This is a genomic window from Nostoc sp. NMS9 (genome assembly GCF_017114995.1).
Taxonomy (GTDB): Bacteria; Cyanobacteriota; Cyanobacteriia; order Cyanobacteriales; family Nostocaceae; genus Nostoc.
Map to the genome: position 1 here is coordinate 1 of NZ_JABXKL010000108.1, position 23,571 is coordinate 23,571.

Sequence of the window (23,571 nt, forward strand, 5' to 3'; positions counted from 1 at the left end):
ATGGGATATCACGATTACTCCAGTTTGATTGGGATCTTATTTTCTTGCAAGTCCCTTACAAGACAACTTAACAACCTCGTTGCATCGAAGGGTCGCAAGCCGTCTTATCCTGATAACTCAACGTAGAAATCATTACAATGACGTTACGTGAACTTGAAGATCAAGCACTGAGATTATCTGCCGAGGATCGTTGGCAGTTAATCAATACACTGATGCGATCGCCTGATTCGCTACACATTTCTATTTTTTAGTCTTAACGGAGCAGTATTGCTTTCAGATTTGCTCATAAGCAGACAAAAAATCCTCTCTTGAAATACCCGCTTGAGTACAGATGGATCTCAACGTCGAACCTTTAATTTGAGAATGGTTAGGCATAGTCAGTGGAGTTTTTGTTCCATCTTCGTTTTCTCTCTCCATAACAATATGTTCCCGCTCCCTAATAACAGTGAATCCCAGAAATTCCAATGTCTTAATTACTTTAGCTTTAGGTACGTCTACTGGGAATTTAACCATTAAATAGGAACCTCAGCTTCCGCCACAAAAGCTTCTAGGACTGGTGATTCCTGTTCTAAAACCTCTTGACCAAATATATCTATATGGCAGTGGATAGCAGATTTAACATCAGCTAGTGCTTCTTCATAGCTGTCACCTTCGCCAACTACAACCCCCTTGATACCCAAGGGATATGCTACGTAACCGTCATTATGTTTTTCAACAATAATTTTGATTGCTCTCATTGTCATATAAAAGAACGGCTGAAAAGTTTGGGAGGAATGTAGGACTTACACACAATAAATCCTCTAACCCCTTAAAAAGTTGGCTTTTAGGGTTGTGGCTATTTGCTAAAGCTGTAAATTTGCTGCGTCTCCAAGCGATCGCTAATCGATGAAGGCAGTGTACTATCCGCGAATGTCTGCCGATCTAGCTGAACTTGTAAATTACTCAAAGGATCGCAACCAGAAGAAATCAGAAATTCTAGTTTCTGGATGTAAGGCACAGTTGCTAGGTTGTCCAGAATTTGGAAGATTGCCTGTATATAAGGATGACCACTTTGCTGATACCAATCACAGCTAGCAACTTTTGCCTGATCAAAACCCAAGTGTACTGTTAAAGATGGCTCGTCAAATAGAGCGATCGCCAAGGGACGCGCTTCTTCCTGTAACAATAGATCGTTACTTTTTGCTAAGTGTCGCAGTTTCTCTAAGCGTTCATAACGTTCCGTCACAGCTTCCGGGTCATCTTGCCAATGGATTGCTACTGTTACTAGATAAGTTTGTAACAGCATGTGACCCAGCTTTTTCGCCTTTGTCGCTAGATAATAGGAATTGTAGTCGTTTGCCTCAATCAACAATGGCACGCGATCTACTACTTCCAACCCATAACCCTTGACTCCAGCAATTTTGCGGGGATTATTGGTAATCAAGCGAATCTTTTTGATACCCAAGTCCATGAGCATTTGTGCCCCCATCCCGTAGTCTCGCAAGTCAGCGGGAAATCCTAAACGCTCATTTGCTTCTACTGTATCTAGTCCCATATCCTGCAACGAGTAGGCTTTCAGCTTGTTAATCAAGCCGATTCCCCGTCCTTCTTGGCGCAGGTATACAACTACACCTTGACCAGCAGCCTCAATCATTTTCAGTGCAGCTTGCAACTGCATCCGGCAGTCGCAACGCAAAGAACCCAAAGCGTCACCAGTTAAGCATTCTGAGTGCATCCGTACCATCACTGGCTCATCTTTGAAGTTAGCTGGATCGCCCTTGACAATTGCAACGTGTTCTGTATTATCCAGAGTATGGCGATAGGCGTAAATTTCAAACTGACCGAATTGACTAGGCAGCTTGGTAATCACCTCACGATACACTAGGCGATCGTGCTGTAGGCGATAGCTGATTAAATCCGCAATACTAATAATTTTTAAATTGTGACGTTTCGCGTATTCAACTAACTGCTGCAACCGTGCCATTGAACCATCGGAGTTTTGAATTTCACAAATTACCCCAGCTGGGTATAGCCCTGCTAATCGAGATAAGTCTACAGCCGCTTCCGTATGTCCTGCGCGTTTGAGTACGCCTCCTTCTTTAGCCCGAATGGGAAAAATATGTCCAGGACGACGTAAATCTGTAGGTTTTGTGGCTGGGTTGAGAGTAACCTGAATAGTGCGGGCGCGGTCTTCTGCTGAGATGCCTGTGGTGACACCTAATTCTGGCCCGGCATCAATACTGACAGTGAAGGCAGTTTGGTTAGTATCTGTAATGTTGCTTACCATCAAGGGTAAGTCTAGCTCGTCTAGGCGATCGCCTGTCATTGCCAAACAAATTAGTCCTCTTGCTTCCACCGCCATGAAATTAATAGTGTCGGGTGTGGCAAATTGGGCAGCACAAATTAAGTCGCCTTCATTTTCTCTATTTTCATCATCTACCACTACAATGACGCGACCAGCTTTTAGGTCTGCTAAAGCGGCATCAATCGAATCAAATTTAAAAGCTTGGGTAGGATTAGTCTGTGACACAGAAAGATTTCCAGCTATAAACGTAAATTTTTTTAACAATTTCTTCTTTTAGATTGTAGCTCCTTTATAAGGCAGAGAAGTAGACTAGCAATGATTTGATAACGGGGCAAAAATTTTTGCCATAAAAAGTGGCGATAAAGTGCAGCGACAGTAAAGGATGAAGAGGATGAGGAAGATGAGGGAGACAAGGAGGACAAGGAAGAATTTACTCCTATGTCTCCCCCTTCTCCCCCATCTCCCCCATCTTCTCAGAACAAAGTAGAGGGGTTTAAGACCTTTTGTGCGCTGTGCGTCTGGTCGCTGATATTGTTGATAGCTAAGAACGAATTAACCATTCATGGGATAAGGATTTCAGATCATGGGCAAATTAAGACGCGTACCCGTTGGGATTGTTGGCGCGTCGGGCTATGGTGGAGTACAGTTAGTACGACTACTGATGGATCACCCAGAAGTCGAAATGGTTTATTTAGGAGGTGAGAGTAGTATCGGGAAATCTTTTGGGGATCTCTACCCGCATCTGGCTCATGCAACTAACCTGCTAATAGAAGCGGTAGAACCAGAAATAATTGCTCACCGCTGTGAAGTAGTTTTCCTGTCTTTACCAAATGGTCTGGCTTGCCAAATCGCGCCCAAATTGTTGGAAAAAGGATGTAAAGTACTAGATTTGAGTGCAGACTATCGGTTTAGTGATTTGACAACTTATACAAATTGGTATGGTACAGAGAGAAGCGATCGCACAATTGCAGCTACAGCAGTTTATGGATTACCAGAACTTTATCGCGATCGCATTGCCGAAGCTCAACTTATTGGCTGTCCTGGTTCCTATCCTACTGCCAGTCTCCTTGCACTTTCGCCACTTTTAAAGCAAGGCTTAATCAGACCAGAAACAGCTATTATCGATGCCAAGTCTGGCACATCTAGCAGTGGACGGCAGGCTCAAACCAACTTATTACTAGCTGAAGCAGACAACTCCATAGCAGCTTTTAATGTTGGTCGTCACCGTCATACCCCAGAAATTGAGCAAATTTGCAGTGACTTAGCCGGTCACGAACTCATGATCCAATTTACACCGCACCTTATCCCAATGGTACGCGGTATTTTGGCAACAGTATATGCCACAATGAGCGACCCCGGTCTAGTGCGAGATGACTTAATCACAATTTTCTCAGCCTTCTACCGCAACTCTCCTTGGGTAAGAGTCTGCGGTAGCGGCGTTTACCCCCAAACCAAGTGGGCTAACGGCAGCAATCTTTGTTATATCGGTGTAGAAGTTGACCCACGCACAGGTCGCGTGATTGTCATGTCAGCAATTGACAATCTAATTAAAGGACAGGCGGGCCAAGCTATTCAGTGTCTAAACCTGATGATGGGCTGGGATGAAACCTTAGGGTTGCCCAAGTTGGGGTTTTATCCGTAAATCAGTTAGGAGTTAGGAATGATGAATTATGAATTATGAATTAAAAACTCCTAACTCCTAACTCCTAACTCTACTTCGGTCCTAACCCCACAACACCAGCATAAACGGCGCGATCGCCTAGTTGATCTTCAATTCGCAGCAAGCGATTATATTTTGCTACTCGTTCGCTACGACACAGAGAACCTGTTTTGATTTGACCGGCACGGGTTGCTACAGCTAAATCAGCGATCGTTGTATCTTCTGTTTCACCAGAACGATGGCTAATTACTGAACGGATACTATTGCGAGTTGCCAAATCAATCGTTTCCAAGGTTTCGGTAAGCGAACCAATTTGATTGAGTTTAATCAAAATGGCATTAGCAGCTTTTTCTTTAATGCCTCTTTGCAAGCGGGTAGCGTTAGTCACAAACAAGTCATCTCCTACCAGTTGCACCCGCGAACCTAACTTCTGGGTCAGCAATTGCCAACTTTGCCAATCTTCCTCGTGTAAGCCATCCTCAATTGACACAATTGGGTATTGGTTAACTAGTTGTCCTAAATAATCAATAAATTCAGCCGGGGCGTGAGGTTTACCATCGTAAACATACTGACCATTCTTGTAAAACTCACTAGCCGCTACATCTAACGCCAACGCTACTTCTTCCCCTGGCTTATAACCAGCTTTCTTAATGGCAGCAACTAGCAATTCCAAAGCCACCTGATTAGACTCTAGGTTAGGGGCAAAACCGCCTTCATCGCCGACACCAGTAAGCAAACCCTTTTCATCTAACACTTGACTGAGGGTAGCAAACACCTCTGCACCCCAGCGCAATGCTTCCCGGAAGGAAGTTGCGCCAATTGGGACAATCATAAACTCTTGAAAATCGACGTTATTTGAGGCGTGTGCGCCACCGTTAATCACGTTCATCAACGGCACTGGGAGCAAATTCGCTAAAGGACCACCCAAATAGCGATATAGAGGAATTTCTAGAGACTCAGCACCAGCTTTAGCAGCTGCTAAGGAAACCCCCAAAATTGCATTAGCCCCCAAATTGGATTTGTTAGCAGAACCATCTATCGCAATCATTGTGCGGTCTAGCAGTTCTTGATTAAGGACATCCAAGCCTAACAATTGTGGCGCAAGTGCTTCTTTGACGTTTTGTACTGCCTTGAGTACGCCTTTGCCCCCATAACGGCTTTTATCGCCATCACGCAATTCGTGGGCTTCAAAAGTGCCAGTAGAGGCACCACTGGGAACTTGCGCCAGTCCGACAACGCCGTTAGCTAAATGCACTTCGGCTTCAATTGTCGGTCTACCGCGAGAATCAAGAATTTCACGGGCTGCGATCGCCTCAATGGCAGTATCTAGAAATTTACTCATCTGTACTTTATCCTTTATTCGAGTGTGTTACGCATCCAGTCCAGTTGCCTAACCCAATCGCTAGCATAGGCGGTTAAGAGACTTTCTCGGCTGAGATTAAAGAAGTTTTCCATTATAGGGATCGGGAGCAATGCCAAGAATGGATAATTGTTTATCCTGTCCTTTCGGCTTTTAATTCTTTCTGTGACGGCATTTTTCCCTTAAGACTTTGAGCTAGGTAAAATGTTGACAGAGAATAACACTAAATCAATTACAGAGAAAAGGTCAATATGCGATTACTACACACAATGCTGCGGGTGGGCAACCTTGAAGAGTCCTTAAAGTTCTACTGTGAAGTTCTAGGAATGAAATTACTGCGCCGAAAAGATTATCCAGGGGGAGAATTTACCCTGGCTTTTGTTGGCTATGGCAACGAAAGCGATAACTCGGTGATCGAACTAACCTACAACTGGGGTGTGGAAAAGTACGAATTAGGTAATGCTTACGGTCACATTGCCCTTGGCGTTGATGATATTTGCGCTACGTGTGAAGAAATTCGCAATCAGGGCGGTAAAGTCGTGCGCGAACCAGGGGCGATGAAACATGGTTCGACGGTAATTGCTTTTGTGGAAGATCCAGATGGGTATAAAATTGAACTTATTCAACTGGGAACCCAAGGATCGGGAGTCAAACAGGAATCACAAGAGCAACTTGTGAGTCAATAATTTTTATCAGGGATTTCCAAAAAATTAATTATCCGGTAGGGTGGAATGTCATTTATTTAAGCTGGATTCAGAGCCTCAACTTTTTCAAGAAGCCGGGAATCTGGGCAGCAACTTGTGCTTAAGAGCCATAGGAAAATCCACACAGATGTCTTAAAAAGTTGAGCTAGAGAGAGATTGATTCTTCCTGCACACTGTCGTCTCGTGTCAGTAAACCCAGACGCGCGAGACTTTTCCCTTTTTAGGCGGGTTAGGATATCTCCTCTACGTAAATCCTATTAGTATTACCCCAATACTGTTCTTGATGAGCAACACTAATAGCGACGCCGATAGCGAACGCGAGTGCGTCTCGTAGAGAAGCGGTAGCGAGTCCGCCAGCGTCATAGCCCGTCGTAGACATCGCTCCAATAACACCATCAGGGAAAGTCTGCTCATAACAGTGTTTTCGTTTTAAATTAGGAAATAGGCAATGGATTAAACTATCATCAATTGCCAATCCCAAATTGCCACCGGAGATACACGCGGATATACGCTGAGAATGTTTGGATAATTATCTGGGTATTAAGGAGTAGGGTTACAACCACTCCCAACTCCCAACTCCCTTTAATAATCCCCAATCCTTAAACTAAAAATCCAAATTTCAAAATTCTAAAGATGCAACCTACAGATCCAAATAAATTTACTGATAAAGCCTGGGAAGCAATTGTTAAATCTCAGGATATAGTCCGTGCTTATCAACAACAGCAACTAGATGTTGAACATTTAATTATTGCCCTGTTAGAAGAACCCACTAGTCTAGCAATACGTATCCTGGCTCGATCTGAGGTCGATCCAATCCGCTTGCAGCAGCAGCTAGAAGCCTTTACCCAACGCCAGCCTAAAGTTGGTAAAAGCGATCAGCTTTACCTTAGTCGCAATTTAGATATTTTATTAGACCGAGCCGAAGAAGCTAGAGCCAGGATGAAAGACTCCTACATTTCCGTGGAACACATACTTTTGGCCTTTGCTGAAGACGATCGCATTGGACGAAAGATACTCAAAGGCTTTAGTGCGGATGCACCTAAACTCGAAGCTACTATCAAAACTATTCGTGGTAGCCAAAAGGTGACAGATCAAACCCCAGAATCCCGCTATGACGCCTTACAAAAATTTGGCATAGATTTGACAGAACAGGCAAAAGCGGGAAAACTCGACCCGGTAATTGGGCGGGATGACGAAATTCGGCGGGTAATTCAAGTATTGTCTCGTCGTAGCAAAAATAACCCCGTACTCATTGGTGAACCTGGGGTAGGTAAAACTGCGATCGCAGAAGCATTAGCACAACGGATGGTAAACGGTGATGTTCCTGAATCTCTGAAAAACCGCAAGTTGATCTCGTTAGATATCGGCAGTTTAATTGCTGGAGCAAAATTACGAGGTGAATTTGAAGAACGTCTAAAAGCGGTTCTCAAAGAAGTTACTGAATCTAACGGTGACATTGTTCTATTTATTGACGAACTACATACCGTAGTCGGTACAGGTTCCAGCCAACAAGGGGCAATGGATGCGGGAAATCTGCTCAAACCAATGCTGGCGCGAGGAGAACTACGTTGTATTGGCGCGACTACCCTCGACGAGTTCCGCAAACACATTGAGAAAGATGCCGCCCTAGAACGCCGCTTTCAGCAAGTATTTGTCGATCAGCCAACTGTGGAAAATACTATTTCGATTCTGCGGGGATTGAAAGAACGCTATGAAGTGCATCACAACGTCAAAATTTCTGATTCGGCTTTGGTAGCAGCAGCAACCCTGTCAGCACGTTATATTAGCGATCGCTTCTTACCAGATAAAGCTATTGACTTAGTAGATGAAGCAGCAGCACAGTTGAAAATGGAGATTACCTCCAAACCAGCTGAATTGGAAACCATTGATCGCCGCCTCATGCAGTTAGAAATGGAAAAGCTGTCATTAGCTGGCGAAGAAAAGGGTACTCTCCAAACGAAAGAGCGTTTGCAGCGCATTGAGCAAGAAATCGCCAATCTGACTGAAAAACAGCAAGTATTTAATGAGCAATGGCAAGGTGAAAAGCAGATATTGGAGGCAATAAGCGCCTTAAAGAAAGAAGAAGATGCGCTGCGAGTGCAAATTGAACAGGCGGAACGTGCTTATGACCTAAATAAAGCTGCCCAACTAAAGTATGGCAAATTGGAGGGAGTGCAGCACGAGCGCGAAGCCAAAGAAGCGAGCCTTTTAGAAATTCAAAACCAAGGTTCCACGTTGCTGCGAGAACAAGTCACCGAAGCCGACATTGCCGAAATCGTCGCAAAGTGGACAGGAATTCCCGTCAATCGCTTGTTGGAATCGGAACGACAAAAATTACTGCAATTAGAAAGTCATTTGCATCAACGAGTCATTGGGCAAGAAGAGGCTGTAGAAGCAGTAGCAGCCGCAATTCGCCGCGCCCGTGCAGGGATGAAAGATCCCTCTCGTCCTATTGGTTCATTTTTGTTCATGGGTCCTACAGGTGTGGGTAAAACTGAACTCGCCCGTGCTTTAGCTCAGTTTCTCTTTGATTCTGATGATGCATTGGTGCGCTTGGATATGTCTGAGTATATGGAAAAACACTCAGTTTCTCGCTTAGTGGGTGCGCCTCCAGGATACATAGGATATGAAGAAGGCGGTCAACTTTCCGAGGCGATTCGTCGCCGTCCTTACTCAGTGGTGCTGTTGGATGAAGTGGAAAAGGCGCACCCCGATGTGTTCAATATTTTATTGCAGGTGTTGGATGATGGGAGAGTTACTGACTCTCAAGGAAGGACGGTAGATTTTCGTAACACCGTCATTGTGATGACCAGTAACATTGGTAGTGAACATATCTTGGATGTATCTGGTGATGATTCCAAGTATGAGACGATGCGGGTTAGGGTAATGGAAGCGTTGCGATCGCATTTCCGCCCGGAATTTCTCAACCGCGTTGATGATATTATTCTTTTCCATACCCTCAGTCGCACAGAAATGCGGCATATCATCCGTATTCAACTCAAGCGCGTAGAAAATCTCCTCCGCGAGCAAAAAATCTTTTTTGAGATATCCCAATCAGCCTGCGATCACCTTGTCGAATCAGGCTATGACCCAGTTTACGGTGCCCGCCCACTCAAACGGGCAATTCAGCGAGAAGTAGAAAACCCCCTCGCCACCAAGTTATTGGAGAATACTTTTATCTCTGGAGACACGATTATCATCGACAAAAATGAAAACGGTCTGTCTTTTAGCAAAAAAGTGCTGGTAAAGGTGTCAGTACCACAAATTGCTACATAGCACTTGGCGTCTCCCCTTCACTCACCAAGAGCAACAAGAGAGGCTAGGGACTGTTTTCAAACTCGAAGATCCCCCCTATGCTTCTTAAGGGGGGAAAAGAAACTCTAAAAGCCCCCCTTTTTAAGGGGGGTTGGGGGGATCTCCAAAGACTCAGGTGCTTCAAGAAAGGTTTGAAAACATGCCCTAGCGCCTGCCGTATCCAAAGGGCTGTAGGGAGAAGACCAAACTGGCTTCGATACACAAACAAAGTCTAAGAATAATTGAGGGTTTGAAACCCACGGAGGTGGTTAAACCACGTATAGTTGCGGTTTCTAATCACCCTTTTTAACGTTAATGTAACTGCGTGTTGCATCTATGATGCCTAGTAGCTTCTGCCACAGGGTACGAATTTCTCGTACCTTAGGGCAGAAGCTTGCTTACCTTTAAAGGTGGTAGTGGGATTTACGCCAAGGTGTATTAGTAAGTAATTAGTAATTAATCAAAGCAATGTGAACAACAAGATTCCCGACTTTTTAATTAAAAAAGTCGGGAATCTAAGCCGCACATCTGATTATTTTGCACCTAACTGATATCTTTCCTTTAACAGATGGGTATTATAAGCCTACTCTGCTGACAACATCTTCATAAATTTGTCTTCAAATAAAATACATTTACGCAATTCTACTGTGAACTAATGCTCTTATTATTTATCAGACTTGAACTAAATAATTCTGAAAAAATCAGTGTTTACCGGATAAAATGAACAATTCATAAATGATATAACTTTAATAAATTATCTTTTTTTATAGCTACTTTAGTTTGGAAGTTAGTAAAGCAAAATGTAGCCGTTAGATAAATATCGTCTCATGTAATGCCTGTAAAAATACTTGATAGGCATGAGTAAAAACTTTGAAAAAATAGAAAATTCGCTATAATCCACTTGACCAGGAAGCAGATATGTCTAGAAAACGTCAGCTATTCAAGGTAATTCAAAAAACCTTCAGACAAATTAGCAAGCAGCTTTTATCTGCAATTAATAAGCAACTTATTTGGCTTTTGCGAACTATCTCTGGTACTCAAAGAAGACGCGGTTCGGTTAATTCTGGCTTTGTCTTGCCAACAGTAGCGATGGTAGTTTTGGTAGTCGTACTGTTAACAACTGCAATTTTATTTCGGTCTTTTGAGCGTTCTAAAAATGCTAGTAATGTCCGCGTAAATGAAGCGACAATGCAAGCCGCCACCCCTGCTTTAGACAGGGCTAAAGCCAAAATAAGTGCACTGTTTGCCGACCCGACTTTACCACGCTCTGTCCCATCAAATCTAACCCTATACAATACCTTAATTAATAAACTTTCTATCTATACATTTGGTGATGAAACTCCTATAACCCTGGCTTATAATCTTAATAAAAGTACTTCAACTCCGATGATTGAAGCAGGTAGTAGTATGGCTTTAGAAAATCAAGAAAACATACAAACAGCCTGGAAATTTCCTGCCGATACAGATAATAACGGTAAATTTGATAGCTTTATTCTCTATGGTATCTACTTCCGTACTCCCCCCCAAACTGGTACAACCCAAACCAGAAGTAGAAGCCCACTAGATGCTAGAACCCCTCCTATGCTACCAGCTAAAGCAGGTGGAGCTTGTGACATAGCTGGTGATACTAGTGCTAGCTTAGTAGGTAGTTCGGGTTGGTATAAGCTACCAACTGGCGAATTGAAAAAAAGCTTTTTCGTTTATGCAGTAACGGTTCCCATTAGTGATATTGCTCAAGCTACTTCTCTTGATACAACCAAATATGAGAAGTATCGAGGTAATAAGGGCTTCTCGGCATTAGAAATGCAACAAGATCGTAGTCAAGTTTCTATTACTAATAATGCCGTTGTTTATGAGGATGACTTAGATATTACACCAGGGCCGAGATTCCGTCTCAATGGACGCATCTTTACCAACAGTAACTTATTTACTGCTGTAACCAGTCAAAATATAACCCTATTTCAGGTCAGTAGTAGGTATTCATGTTACTACGAACGAGAAAATAGCAAGATAGTTGTTGGCGGTAATATTGCAACTGGTAGTCCAATCAGTACAAGTGATACAGGTGGAACATTCGTAGATTTATTTGTAGAAAATGGTGCACCTACTACAAATAAATCTTTAGCCGGTACTAATAAAACCACTTCAAATAACTCGAATGACATTGCCTATAACACTCAGGCTTATGCTCAACGTATAGACTTATTAGTGAAGGCACAACTTAACAATGCTGCTACTACTGATCCTCAAGAAATCCAAACTAATATAACCAACCGGATTCTAAACGATCCAAGCTTAGATGCGACTAAAGTACGTAAGGAAGAATTAGAAAATTGGTTCCGTAAACGTACTAGGCGTGTACCATTTAGAGAAGTTCCTTATGGTACTTCTGCTATTATAAAATCTGGCACTACTGAGTACGACTATATAACAGATGCAACAACCTTTATGAAAGGTTCTGTTAATACGCTACGTCCAATGGATGCCTGGATTTATCCAACAGATACTAATACAACACTAACACTAAATACAGCGCAACTACCTACTAGAGATCCAGACGTTGTAGATAATACTCCCGTAATAGAAACAGAGTTGGGCGATCGCATCGTAGTAGGCAACAACCTGCCTGAACTTATATGGGACAACACAAAAGGAGACTTTGTAGGAGACGATGAACCTCAAGCCATCACTCCTGCTGTGAGGTGGACAAGTAGCACTACCAAAGATCGAACTCGTACCACTCGCGTCAGACAGTTATCAGATTTAGGGGTAACAGGACGTGATGGTTTTTGGGAAATTTCAGCCGCTTCACCCCGATCTAATCCCCTTGATGTAGTCGGTGGACTGAGGGTGATTACAGGTGCTGGAGTATATACACCTACAGGTTCTGGATTAAGAACACTCGTTCAACCTACTCTTCCAACACGAGGAGGAAAGCCCGAACTGGTTGACGATCCAAGCACGTCGGGAATCAACGAAAGTTATGGCACTGTAGTCTGGCCTGATACTATGCCTATGGTTGTACCCGATCCGACCGATCCTCTGAATGCAAGTAAACAAAAACGTGGTGATTTGGTAATGCGTGCCACGGTAGTGTATCACTACAATTTTAATTCCTACAATCCTCAGGCGAGTACACCAGACGATTATCAAACACCGATGGCCTGTGTAAGTAGCTACTACAACCCTACTAATCAGACAACAGCAACTACAAACACCTATAATCCCCTTGCTTCGACAACAGTAGCAGCATCTAACAATGGGGTTGTTTATGCTGCTCCCGCTACTGCATCTGATGGTATAACTAGAGGACAAACAGTAGATGCCAATGGTTTTTTTACACCTGGGGCTAATGCTGATGATGTGACTAACACTGGTGTAACTTTGCTAAATCGCTTGAAATATCAAGCTAACTTGGTATTTCCCAATGGCCGCCTTGTGAATCCTCTACTACGGCAAGCACTGGCCAAAGCAACAACCAGCAAACTTACTCTCTCTGAACAATCAGCAATTGACTCTACTATCTGTGCAATACAGATTGCTGATGGCACTCTGACTCGGAGTACTACCTACATTCCTGATGGCGCAATCAAAGAAATTACATTTCTTGATGCCCGACAAATTAAGGCTATAGATAAAGGTGGTACATTAACTGGAAACTACAATTTAGAAGTTGAACAGCGTCAGCCTCTAGAAATTCGTGCCACTACTATAGATTTAGGTCAGCTTCGCACACAAGCAATCGGCGCTGCATCGGATAACGAATATCTATTGCCCAATAGCGGCATTATCTATGCCTCTCGTGATGATGCTCAAAAAGATCGCAGTAACCCAACTAGTGAAAATATCAGCGCTAGTGACTACAATCTCGATCCAGAACGGCGACCTAACGCCATTATGTTGATTAATGGCAGTAACTTGAGTCGCCAGACTAATTACAGAGCAGAAGAAAAAGGCTTAATTTTAGCAACTGAGCTACCAGTGTATGTTAAAGGCGATTTTAATCTACACACTAAACAAGAATTCAAAACCCCGGATCTTTTACCTGCTCCTAGCGCTTCTAACTACGATACTAAATTTTACACTCGTGCTGCGGCAAATCGCGATCCTGACTTTGCTTGTCGGCCTAGTGACCCTAGACTACCCAATTGCACAACAGGCGAAACTTGGCGACCAGCATCAGTAATTGCCGATGCTGTTACCTTACTCTCTGGTAACTTCCGTGAAGGTTTCCGCAATGAGGGTGATTACGACTTGCGAAATAACCAAGGGAGCGATCCTAACGTCGTACTCAGTCGGCTGAAGGTAGGTTTCTGGAATAACAACTTTCTCACTTCATCTAATTTCTTTAATTTAGTCACTACTCCACCTAATGATGATACCTACTATAGGGGTACTCCCACTGCTACTGACCCACTAATCTATAACAGTTCTTACGTGAACAACTTCGTCACGCCCATTCAGCGTCGAGGAAGTTTCCCAGAGTATGTAATGGAGATGTGCTTCAAGATACCAGTTTCAGAGTGTCAACCGGGTGACTGGTATGTGGGTTTAGATAGTGATAGTAATACAGGCAATGCTTTAGACCTAAACACAGAAATCCTAAAAAGGTCTAGTGATGTAGTAGGTGTAACTGATCTTACCAGACTCTTAGCTGGTACAACTGCGCGATCGCCAAGGGCTGGTTTTGAAGGATTTGCTCGTAGGGTTGCGTTCAAACGGAAATACACACCAACAAGTGATCCTGATTTTGGTAAGCTTGTTAATACTAGTAACAACGCCATAAATTATACTAGTGCTAATCCCATTCCACTAGGTATTAAATTAGGTGTAGTAAGAGAATTGCCGCTAAATTTCATAGGTGGTGTGTTAGACCCGCTTAGCATACCTGACATAGCAACTAATGCTCTATGGTTTGCAACTACAACAAATACTACTTCTCCTAATAGCCCACCACCATCGACAATGAGCGAGATCAAATACAACAACACCGATCGTGTATTCTACAGATACCCCAAACTACCGGCTTCTGGTTCGCTTAGGGATTTTCCTGGAGCTACAGACGCGTCACTATTTAACCCTGCTTCACCCGCCAGAGATGCGTCATACCAGCCTCTATTTGAACCTGTATTGCAATTACAAGTAACAACCGCAACACCACCTAGTACTCAAAATTACGCTGCTTTAGCAGCAGCATCTAGTGTCGTTAAAAACACTAGATGGTTGTCTCAGGCAAGTCAAACAAATTTTAATCTAGTAGTTGCTGCTGGTGATACTCCGGCTCGTGTGGGTACAAGTACCTACGAAATCAATGGGGGTTTGCATAACTTTGTGCGCTTCTTAGAAAACTGGGATGGGATTGATGCCAATATCAACGGTTCATTCATCCAATTTAAACGCAGTATCTATGCTACTGCACCATTCCAAGCTTTTGTCAGACCAGGGCCAACAACTCCTCCTGCAACCACTTCTGACCCAAATGATACTAGTGCTGCTAACCTTTTGAATAATAACAGTATCTTTTACAGACTTCTGAATTCTGCAAGACCTGGTTACACATCAGATAGTACTTACATTACTAATCCTAGTGGTGAAGCGCCTTATTATATGCCTCCTAACCGTAACTGGGGTTTTGATGTGGCGTTATTGGCGCAAAACCCCGACTTGTTTGCCCAGCGCTTTGTAACTCCAGCAGCAGATCCTCCGAATGAATACTTCAGAGAAGTAGGCCGCGATGACCTTTGGGTGAAAACTCTGTTGTGTGGTGTACAAACTCAAGCAGCAGATGGGTTTGATACTGCGGACACTAGTTACTTTGGTAGCGGTTTCAAATTTGCACTACCAGCAACTGAACGTCCTACTAGCTGCCAACTCCCACCATCCTAAAGTGTCTGAATGAGAGTTTTTACATCACTTTTCGGGTGAATAGACCACGTTAACAGACCTAGCCTAGCCCCCTCTTCCCTAATGGGGAAGGAAAATTCAAAGCCTCTCCCCCTCTAGGGGCTACGGTGTACACGACAAGTCAAATTACCCCGCACAATCCCCCGATGCATTGGGGGGAAGCCGGAAATCCAGTTCCCTCCCCTTTCCAAGGGGAGGGTTAGGGTGGGGTAAAAACCAGATTCGTAAACTACTTCAGACTTGTGTGTACACCGCAGCCTTGTAGGAGAGAGGTTAAGAGTGTATTACACCCGATCGCAAATTACTTTAAAACATAGCTTTATTAAGAAATTAAGTATGAACCCACGCCAACTACAAGAATTATCTGCCCAGTCTAACGAGTCAGGTTTTACGATCATTGAGTCGCTTGTGGCAATCCTCGTGGTTGCCATTTTGCTAGTAGCGATCGCACCTGTCTTAGTAATGTCAACAGCAACTCGTGTGCAAGCTAAACGGGTCGAATTGGCAACAGGAGCGGCTAAAGCCTTCATTGATGCTATTAAGTCTAAAACAATATCCGAAGATCAAGTATCAAATACTACCTCACTTTCTGCTGCAACTGCTGCTGCACCTAGAACTGTATCAAGCTCAACTACCAGTGGTGACTATTTAATCAGTAGTGCAGGTGTTCCCGCAGACGCAACTAGTTTGTATTGCTTTCACAATGATGGCAAAATCACCCTACCAAGCGCCTGTACAACCTACAAAACAACCAGTCCAGTTCAGTTTTACATTCAGGCTTTTGGCAATGCAATTGGAACTATCAGCACAAGTAGCGCTCAAATTGATAGCGGTCAAAGCTATCGTTTGGGAGTTCGGGTATATCGTTCAGATGCCTTCATCGGTACTGGTAGCTTGAAAAAAAGTAGTGATAGCAATGGAAAAACAGCAGCAACATTCACTGGGGGACTAGGCGATCGCAAAGCACCACTAGTAGAAATGACAACTGAAATTGTTAGGGGTCAAAGCTCCTATAACGCTTTGTGCGATCGACTTGGTGGCTGTCAACCTCCACCATAAAATTAACCCGGTAAACATAAATAATTTCATGACTCAGTATCGGTCACTAAGGAGAATCTGTAGCAAAATGAATATATTGAGGTGGCTGTTAAGTACTCAGCTAAAACCCTCTCACAAGCAAAACAAAAATAGTGGCTTCACCCTGATTGAATTGCTAGTGGCTATGATCATTGCATTTTTAGTAATTACGCCATTACTAGGTTTTATGATCAGCGTTTTAAACACTGATGGACAGGAACAAGCCAAAGCGAACTCTGAGCAAGAAATTAAAGCAGCGCTTGACTATATTAGTCGTGATGTCCAACAAGCGATATATATTTATGATGCTACTGGAATTGCTTGTCTAAGCGGTACTGTTGATGCTAGTACCGATAACACTTGCCCAAATGCAAGTACAACTGGGAATCAACTACCTAACGGAACAGATAAAGTTCCTGTGCTTGTTTTTTGGAAACGAGAATTAGTTAATCAAGCAATTACAATTACAGGCACTCAAAAAGATGATACTTTTGTTTACTCATTAGTTGCCTACTATTTAATTAAAGACACTAGTCCTACTTGGTCTAACGCTGCACGCATCGCCAGATGGGAAATTAAAGATGGCGTTCCAAATACTTCTGCTACACTAGGTGCTTGCGATGGATTTACCACCGAAAAATATCTCCCATGTCCAGATAAAGGTTTTAAACCATTTGACTTGTCACAAAAGGGCATAACATTACAAGCAAAAATGAATAGTTGGGCAAGAAGTGGGACTTACAATCAAGTTCCCGTGGTGTTGGTTGATTTTATAGATCAAACAACAACAGCACAGGAAACCCCAACAGCTACAGCAACTGTGACTTGTTCTACTGGCTTTAGTCAAGTTCCAGCAGTCGCAAACCTTGCTAGAAAAGGCTTTTATGCTTGTGTAGATTCAGTTAGCGCAGATAATAGGAGTGCTGCGGAAGTTTATTTAAGGGGTAATGCACAAGCTCGTTTAATACAAGATGAAACTAAAGTACGTTACGCGCAGAGTAAATCTAGTTATTTTCCGAGTGCAAACATTAAGGTTCAAGGAAGCAGCTTCATCTTTACCAAATAGCTTCTATCTTTGACAAATATTAATAAAAGCAGGATAGTATGCCGAATATTCCTAGTTTAAGACTATTGAATTATTTCCAGTCGCACAGCCGAGAAACAAAGCTAAAGCAGCAATATTTAGCAAATAGATTGTCTACTAATGGCTACAATCAACAAGATGCTGGATTTAGTCTTATAGAGTTAATAGTAGTACTGCTGTTAGTAGGAATTTTAGCTGCGATCGCAGCTCCTGGTTGGGCTGCCTTTGTAAATCGGCAACGGATAAATAAGTTTAACGACGCCGTTTTCGCAGCACTGCAAGAAGCACAGCGCGAAGCTAAAAACAAAAAACTTAGCTACAGTGTCAGTTTTCGGAAAAATAGCACAACCCAAGAGGTTGCTATTTATCGTACCGATACTGGAGTCAGCACATGGAAACCTTTAGGAACAGATGTAGGCGTTAGCTCTGATAAATTTTTGCTAGGTACAAATCTAAATAGCACTACTGAAAATACTGCCGATTCTACTGTATCCTATTCTTTAAATGCATCAGCAAAAATTACTTTTGACTATATGGGAACTTTACCAAATGCAAGCTTTGGAACACCTATAGCCCCTTCTACAGAGCCACCTGGGTTAAAAATAGTGGTAGCTGTACCAAGCTCTGCAAATCCTGCGTCAGCTAGTAGCGTAAAGCGATGTATCATTGTGAAAACTCTCTTAGGCTCAATGCTGACAGCAAAAGATGATAAATGCAGTTAAGTAATTTAAATACCACTATTTATTTAAAAATACGTAATATTGCTGAACAGAAAACTGCACGTTGATAGCAAAATTGAAACATCATGTGCAGTTTTAATATTTGATAGAGTTATTTAAGAGCCATTGATAAATTAGCCATTGCCTGAACATAATAAAAAGCGTCATCATCAAAATATACTTTTCGGAAAATGACTGAGAACCTTGACTTTACTGTAGCTATCCCAACTTATAACGGTGAAAGTCGTTTGCCTGAACTACTAGAACGACTACAAAACCAACTTCACACCGAAAATTTATCTTGGGAAATTATAGTTGTAGACAATAACAGCACTGATAATACAGCTAAAGTTGTTCAAACCTATCAAAAAGATTGGCGATGTCCTTACCCTTTAAAGTATTGCTTTGAAGCAAAACAAGGTGCAGCTTATGCTCGAAAAAAGGCAGTTTTAGAAGCTAAAGGTAGATTCATAGGTTTTCTAGATGATGACAATTACCCAGTATCAAATTGGGTAATTGCAGCTTATACTTTTGGTGAAAAATATCCCAAAGCTGGAGCTTATGGCAGCCAAATTCACCCAGACTGGGAAGTAGAACCACCGGAAAACTTTAAGCGAATTGCTCCATTCTTAGCAATTACAGAGCGGGGTAATCTACCGCTATTATATGAAACATCTAAAAAATTACTGCCTCCTTCTGCTGGACTTGTTGTTCGTAAGCAAGCATGGTTAGAAAGTGTACCAGATAAGTCTATTTTAACTGGTAGAGTTAAAGGCAATATGCTTACTAGTGAAGATTTAGAAATGTTGTCTTATATCCAAAAATCAGGATGGGAAATCTGGTATAACCCCGAAATGGAAATATCACACAAAATACCAAAATTACGTTTGCAAAAAGATTATTTGATTCCATTCTTCCGAGGGATTGGACTTAGCCGTTGTGTAACTAGAATGGTAAATACAAAACAAATATATAGACCATTTGCTCTTTTATCTTATATGATAAATGATTTGCGTAAAATCACGTTACACTTACTCAAATATCGAACTAATCTGAAAGATGATTTGGTAGCTACTTGCGAAATGGAACTTTTTTTAAGTAGTTTCATTAGTCCTTTTTATCTTTGGAAAAATGGATACTTTAAAAAATAAACTATTAAAATATTAGGTATTATGACTGAATTAGCAGATGACAATTTAGATATTAGCGTAGCCATTCCTGCATATAATGGAGCAAACCGTTTACCTAAAATTTTGGATAAGCTATTAACCCAGACAGGAGTAGAACAACTTAGCTGGGAAATTATTATTGTGGATAATAATAGTTCTGATAATACATTTGAAATAATCCAGAATTATCAAAAAATATATGATGGAAATTGTAATTTAAGATATTTTTTAGAACCCGAGCAGGGAGCAGCTTTTGCCAGATTGCGAGCAGTACGTGAAGCTAAAGGACAGCTAATCGCATTTTTAGATGATGATAACTTACCTGCTCCTGATTGGTTATCAGAAGCATATAGCTTTGGATTGGAGCATCCTCAAGCAGGTGCTTGGAGTGGACAGATTCATGGTGATTTTGAAGTAAACCCGCCAGAAAACTTTGAAAGAATTCAAGCTTTTTTAGCTATCAGAGAACATGGTTCAAATCCATATTTGTTTGACGCAGATAATTTAAGACTTCCTCCTGGTGCGGCGCTTGTTGTTCGGAAACAGGTATGGTGTGAAAATGTACCACAGCGGCCTAATTTAAGTGGGAAGCTGCCTGGTATTTTGGTACAGGGTGATGACTATGAACCATTGCTTTACATACATTATGCAGGCTGGCAGATTTGGTATAACCCTACCATGCACACTTATCATCAAATACCACGCTGGCGACTTGAGAGAGATTATCTCTTAACTCTGGCACGCGGTTGTGGCTTGTGTATTTTCCAGTTAAGCTTGATAAATACTAAAAATTGGCAAAAACCAATAGTGTTTATAAAAACTATTTTAGGGAATTTACGCCGAGTATTACATCATCGTATTCACTATAGAGGGGAATTGAAAAGTAATTTAATTGCACTTTTTGAAATGGAATTTTACTTTGCTAGTATGATGAGTCCTTTTTATTACTTAAAATCTAATTTGCGCAAAGGATTAAAAAACAAGTTAGCCCTATAAAATGATTAACTATAGTCAAAATTTGCCAAAAACTTCTGTAATTATACCCGCTTATAATAGTGAAAATACTATTCATCACACAATTCAATCTGTTCTAAATCAAACTTTGAGCGATCTAGAATTAATTGTAATTAATGATGGTTCAGAAGACTCAACTTTAGATGTTGTTACACAAATTAAAGATCCCCGAATAAAAATATTTTCCTATACCAATGCTGGCGGAAACATTAGTCGTAACCGAGGTCTACAGCTTGCAGTTGGAGAATTTGTTAGTTTCTTAGATGCGGATGATCTTTGGACACCTGATAAGCTTCAGTCTCAGTTAAAGGCTCTGCAAGAAAACGCTACTGCGACAGTTGCTTACAGTTGGACTGATTATATCGATGAAAATAGTGAAATAGTACTCTCTGGTACACACGTTACAGCCAATGGAGACGTTTATGAAAAGTTATTGTTGACAAACTTTTTAGAGAATGGCTCCAATCCTTTGATTCGTAGAGAAGCTTTAATCAAATTAGGTGGATTTGACGAATCTCTAAGTGCTGCTCAAGATTGGGATATGTGGTTGCGATTAGCTTGCCAGTTTGATTTTGTATGCGTACCATCTGTACAAATATTGTACAGAATAAGTGCTAATTCAGTTTCTTCTAATCTTGTAAGGCAAGAAAAAGCTTGCTTACAGGTGCTTGAGAGAGCATATAAGGAAAGACCTTTAGCGCTTAAGTATACTTGGAATCTAAGTCTGACAAATTTATATAAATACCTGACATGCAAAGCCTTACAAAAGCCGTTTAATCGAGAAAAAGCTTTAACTGCGGCTAAATTCTTATGGAATTATGTTCTGAATAATTCTTCAAGACTTCAACGTATAAATTTTACTTTGAAATTATTATTAAAAATTTTCATAATCATTTTAATGCCTACGTTGCTCGACAATATTACTAACCAGCGCGAAGTAAAAAGATAAAAAAATGAAAATTGTTTAACAGCTAGATAGCTGAAAAACTCTCAGAATAAAAAATGGATAGCCTGGTGCATCTACCGTCTTTAGTTTATGCAAAAAATCTCTTTAAGAATAATCATTCTAACAGTGGTTTTACCTTACCAGAGATGTTAGTAGTCATTGTATTAATTGGTATATTAGCTACGATCGGAATATCCAACTGGCTGGCTTTTGTGGAGACTCGCCGTCTCAACGCTACCCAAAATGAGGTTTATTATGCTATGCGCCAAGCGCAAAGCCAAGCCACTAAAGATAAATTGACCAGGCAAACCAGTTTTCGCATACAAAATGGTGTCGTGCAATGGGCAGTTCATCAAGCAGAAGCAGGACAATTCATTCCTGATACTGTTAAAAACAATGGGAACCTATGGCATAACCTCGAGCCAAACATTCGCATTGATGAAGAGGAAAACAATAAAGGAAAAAAAGAGACAACTTTACTAAAACACCCTTCACAGCAAATGTGGCGAGTTTTATTTAACTATCACGGTTGTCCTATCTCTGAAATTGGAAATCAGTGTACAGTAGGCGGATTAGGACAAATAACATTTTACAGCTTGAATGGTGGGAAAGCTAAACGTTGTGTCTATATTTCTACAATTTTGGGGGCTATGCGAACGGGAAAAGATCATCCTAGAGCCAACGAAAACGACAAGTATTGCTATTAAGATATTTTTAGTTGATTCAAACAAGGTATTTTGTGCTGAACTTACCAGCAAGCCTAAAACAGCACCTGATTATTTTCACCCGCTATCCAGAACCAGGTAAGACAAAAACTCGATTGATACCTGCTTTGGGAAATGTTGGTGCTGCCAATCTTCAACGGGAAATGACGGAGCATACAATATTTCAGGTTCAAGAATTGCAAAAAGCCATTGACATATCTGTGGAAGTGCGGTTTGCAGGTGGCGATTCGCAACTTATGCAAGACTGGTTGGGGTTGGATTTGGTTTACCAGTCTCAAGGTGAAGGGGATCTAGGTTTGCGGATGGCGCGATCGCTTTTTGATGCTTTTCAATCTAGTGCAGAAAAAGTAATTATCATTGGTACAGATTGTCCTGGAGTAAATGCCCAGATTTTAGCAACAGCCTTTGAGAAGTTACACGCCTTTGACCTCGTACTTGGGCCTGCGATCGATGGTGGATATTACTTAATTGGTTTGCGCCAACCCATCCCGGAGCTATTCGTTAACATCGAGTGGGGAACTGCTCAAGTATTCCAGAAAACCGTGGATATTGCCCAGAAACTTAATTTATCATACGCGGACTTGTTGCCCCTAGCTGATGTTGACCGACCGGAGGATCTGTCAATTTGGGAACAAGCCCTTGCAGGAAAGATGGAGCGATCGCTTTAGGGAGTGGAATCAAAGGGCGGTCTAATTTAGATAATGCAAGCTAATTGAAAAAGTGCGTAGGCATTACTTTTCCATAAAGATGTGAGCCGATGATCTTGGGGATGATAATTAAGAGACAGAAGCAATAAAATCCTGTGGAATATCAGCACTGCTGAAATAGCTCCTTAAAGCTTTTTGAGACTGCTTCAGGTTTGGCAACAATTTCGACAATTTTATTGCGTGCATCTGCTTCAAATAGCGCTTCAACCGCAACTTGGGCGACTTTCTGTCTGGGAATACTACCATCAAACAGTGTATCTGCACTCTGCATCACGATGCGATCGGAGTTGTCTTCATTCTTCAACCCCCCAGGCCGGACAATCGTATAAGTAAGACCACTTTTCTGAATATACTCTTCAGCTTGTTTTTTCCACAACAAAATTAGCCAAAACAAGTTCAGAGGATGGAAAAGCCGGGAAGTACACAAAGAAGAAACAAAGATAAGATGCTCAATTCCCTTTGCCTTAGCAGCATCTACTAAATTTTTAGTACCTTCAAAATCCACTTTATAGGGGCCAGTAGGGTCAAAGCTAGGTTTTGCCCCAGTCGCAACCAACACAACTGTGCTATCTCCCAACGCAGCAGTTAAACTTTCTGGTTGTAATACGTCGCCTACCACTAATTCGGCTTCAGGAGACAGAATACCCCTAGCTTTTTCTATATCCCGCACCAAGGCTCGGACGGGAATATTCCGCGCGATCAATTCTTGCACAATCCGGCGACCTGTTTCACCTGTTGCCCCTGCTACAAATGCTTTCATGATAAATGTTATCCTGGGAAACTATTGTGTGCTTGTTCAGTTCTCTATTTTAGTAATTCTATGGAGTTGCTCGCAGATTAATAAGGTTTCGGTCAAAATGGGATCTGAATGCGAAATGACCCAGGTGTGTGGGGAATCATTAATATAGACTAACGCCAAAATAT

At 41.8% G+C, this 23,571-nt stretch carries 18 protein-coding genes; 12 read left to right on the plus strand and 6 right to left on the minus strand.

Annotated elements, in window-relative coordinates; translation table 11 throughout:
* Positions 1-273: 273 nt before the first annotated feature.
* The 3 genes from HWQ40_RS34720 to ribBA all read right to left on the minus strand — a co-directional run bounded on the left by HWQ40_RS34720 (position 274) and on the right by ribBA (position 2,509).
* The gene (locus tag HWQ40_RS34720; protein ID WP_094348486.1) at positions 274-513 is read right to left on the minus strand and encodes a type II toxin-antitoxin system HicA family toxin; all 240 of its coding nucleotides are present in this window, start codon (positions 511-513) and stop codon (positions 274-276) included.
* Positions 513-743, minus strand: coding sequence for a hypothetical protein (locus HWQ40_RS34725; RefSeq protein WP_292787035.1), 231 nt, complete (start codon positions 741-743; stop codon positions 513-515). The genes HWQ40_RS34720 and HWQ40_RS34725 overlap by 1 nt, the downstream gene beginning before the upstream one ends.
* Before the next feature lie 92 nt (positions 744-835).
* Positions 836-2,509 carry a bifunctional 3,4-dihydroxy-2-butanone-4-phosphate synthase/GTP cyclohydrolase II gene (gene ribBA / locus HWQ40_RS34730; RefSeq protein WP_292787037.1) on the minus strand — a complete coding sequence of 558 codons (1,674 nt, stop codon included), beginning with the start codon at positions 2,507-2,509 and terminating at the stop codon, positions 836-838.
* A gap of 358 nt (positions 2,510-2,867) precedes the next feature.
* Between ribBA and argC the strand changes: the two genes are divergently transcribed.
* Positions 2,868-3,926 carry an N-acetyl-gamma-glutamyl-phosphate reductase gene (argC, locus tag HWQ40_RS34735; RefSeq protein ID WP_292787040.1) on the plus strand — a complete coding sequence of 353 codons (1,059 nt, stop codon included), beginning with the start codon at positions 2,868-2,870 and terminating at the stop codon, positions 3,924-3,926.
* Between the two features lie 70 nt (positions 3,927-3,996).
* Here the strand turns inward: argC and eno are convergent, their stop codons facing one another.
* A complete protein-coding gene (eno, locus tag HWQ40_RS34740; RefSeq protein WP_292787041.1) occupies positions 3,997-5,286 on the minus strand; it encodes a phosphopyruvate hydratase in 1,290 nt (429 codons plus the stop codon).
* A 269-nt stretch (positions 5,287-5,555) separates the two neighbouring features.
* Here eno and gloA point away from each other — a divergent pair, with 269 nt between their 5' ends.
* Entirely contained in the window at positions 5,556-5,990 is a 435-nt protein-coding gene (gloA, locus tag HWQ40_RS34745) for a lactoylglutathione lyase (RefSeq protein WP_292787042.1), read from the plus strand.
* Between the two features lie 247 nt (positions 5,991-6,237).
* Here the strand turns inward: gloA and HWQ40_RS34750 are convergent, their stop codons facing one another.
* Positions 6,238-6,387: a hypothetical protein gene (locus tag HWQ40_RS34750; RefSeq protein WP_292787045.1), complete on the minus strand. Its 150-nt coding sequence runs from the start codon at positions 6,385-6,387 to the stop codon at positions 6,238-6,240.
* 254 nt (positions 6,388-6,641) lie between these two features.
* Between HWQ40_RS34750 and clpB the strand changes: the two genes are divergently transcribed.
* The 10 genes from clpB (at position 6,642) to HWQ40_RS34800 (ending at position 22,608) form a co-directional block, all read left to right on the plus strand.
* On the plus strand, positions 6,642-9,284 hold the full coding sequence (gene clpB / locus HWQ40_RS34755) for an ATP-dependent chaperone ClpB (RefSeq protein WP_292787047.1): 2,643 nt from the start codon (positions 6,642-6,644) through the stop codon (positions 9,282-9,284).
* Between the two features lie 936 nt (positions 9,285-10,220).
* Positions 10,221-15,188, plus strand: a complete 4,968-nt coding sequence (gene hpsA, locus HWQ40_RS34760; RefSeq protein ID WP_292787050.1) for a hormogonium polysaccharide biosynthesis protein HpsA — start codon at positions 10,221-10,223, stop codon at positions 15,186-15,188.
* Positions 15,189-15,542: 354 nt separating this feature from the next.
* Positions 15,543-16,265, plus strand: coding sequence for a hormogonium polysaccharide secretion pseudopilin HpsB (hpsB, locus tag HWQ40_RS34765; protein WP_292787051.1), 723 nt, complete (start codon positions 15,543-15,545; stop codon positions 16,263-16,265).
* Between the two features lie 67 nt (positions 16,266-16,332).
* Positions 16,333-17,349: a hormogonium polysaccharide secretion pseudopilin HpsC gene (hpsC, locus tag HWQ40_RS34770; RefSeq protein WP_292787053.1), complete on the plus strand. Its 1,017-nt coding sequence runs from the start codon at positions 16,333-16,335 to the stop codon at positions 17,347-17,349.
* Positions 17,350-17,387: 38 nt separating this feature from the next.
* Positions 17,388-18,089, plus strand: coding sequence for a prepilin-type N-terminal cleavage/methylation domain-containing protein (locus HWQ40_RS34775; RefSeq protein ID WP_292787056.1), 702 nt, complete (start codon positions 17,388-17,390; stop codon positions 18,087-18,089).
* A gap of 188 nt (positions 18,090-18,277) precedes the next feature.
* Complete coding sequence (gene hpsE, locus HWQ40_RS34780) at positions 18,278-19,237, plus strand: hormogonium polysaccharide biosynthesis glycosyltransferase HpsE (protein WP_292787057.1); 960 nt, start codon at positions 18,278-18,280, stop codon at positions 19,235-19,237.
* A 21-nt stretch (positions 19,238-19,258) separates the two neighbouring features.
* Positions 19,259-20,251, plus strand: a complete 993-nt coding sequence (gene hpsE, locus HWQ40_RS34785; RefSeq protein WP_292787059.1) for a hormogonium polysaccharide biosynthesis glycosyltransferase HpsE — start codon at positions 19,259-19,261, stop codon at positions 20,249-20,251.
* Position 20,252: 1 nt separating this feature from the next.
* Entirely contained in the window at positions 20,253-21,218 is a 966-nt protein-coding gene (locus HWQ40_RS34790) for a glycosyltransferase (protein ID WP_292787062.1), read from the plus strand.
* Between the two features lie 53 nt (positions 21,219-21,271).
* The gene (locus HWQ40_RS34795) at positions 21,272-21,922 is read left to right on the plus strand and encodes a type II secretion system protein (protein WP_292787065.1); all 651 of its coding nucleotides are present in this window, start codon (positions 21,272-21,274) and stop codon (positions 21,920-21,922) included.
* Between the two features lie 32 nt (positions 21,923-21,954).
* Entirely contained in the window at positions 21,955-22,608 is a 654-nt protein-coding gene (locus HWQ40_RS34800) for a TIGR04282 family arsenosugar biosynthesis glycosyltransferase (RefSeq protein ID WP_292787067.1), read from the plus strand.
* A gap of 142 nt (positions 22,609-22,750) precedes the next feature.
* Here HWQ40_RS34800 and HWQ40_RS34805 read toward each other — a convergent pair whose 3' ends face one another.
* On the minus strand, positions 22,751-23,407 hold the full coding sequence (locus HWQ40_RS34805) for an NAD(P)H-binding protein (protein WP_292787070.1): 657 nt from the start codon (positions 23,405-23,407) through the stop codon (positions 22,751-22,753).
* Positions 23,408-23,571 lie beyond the last annotated feature (164 nt).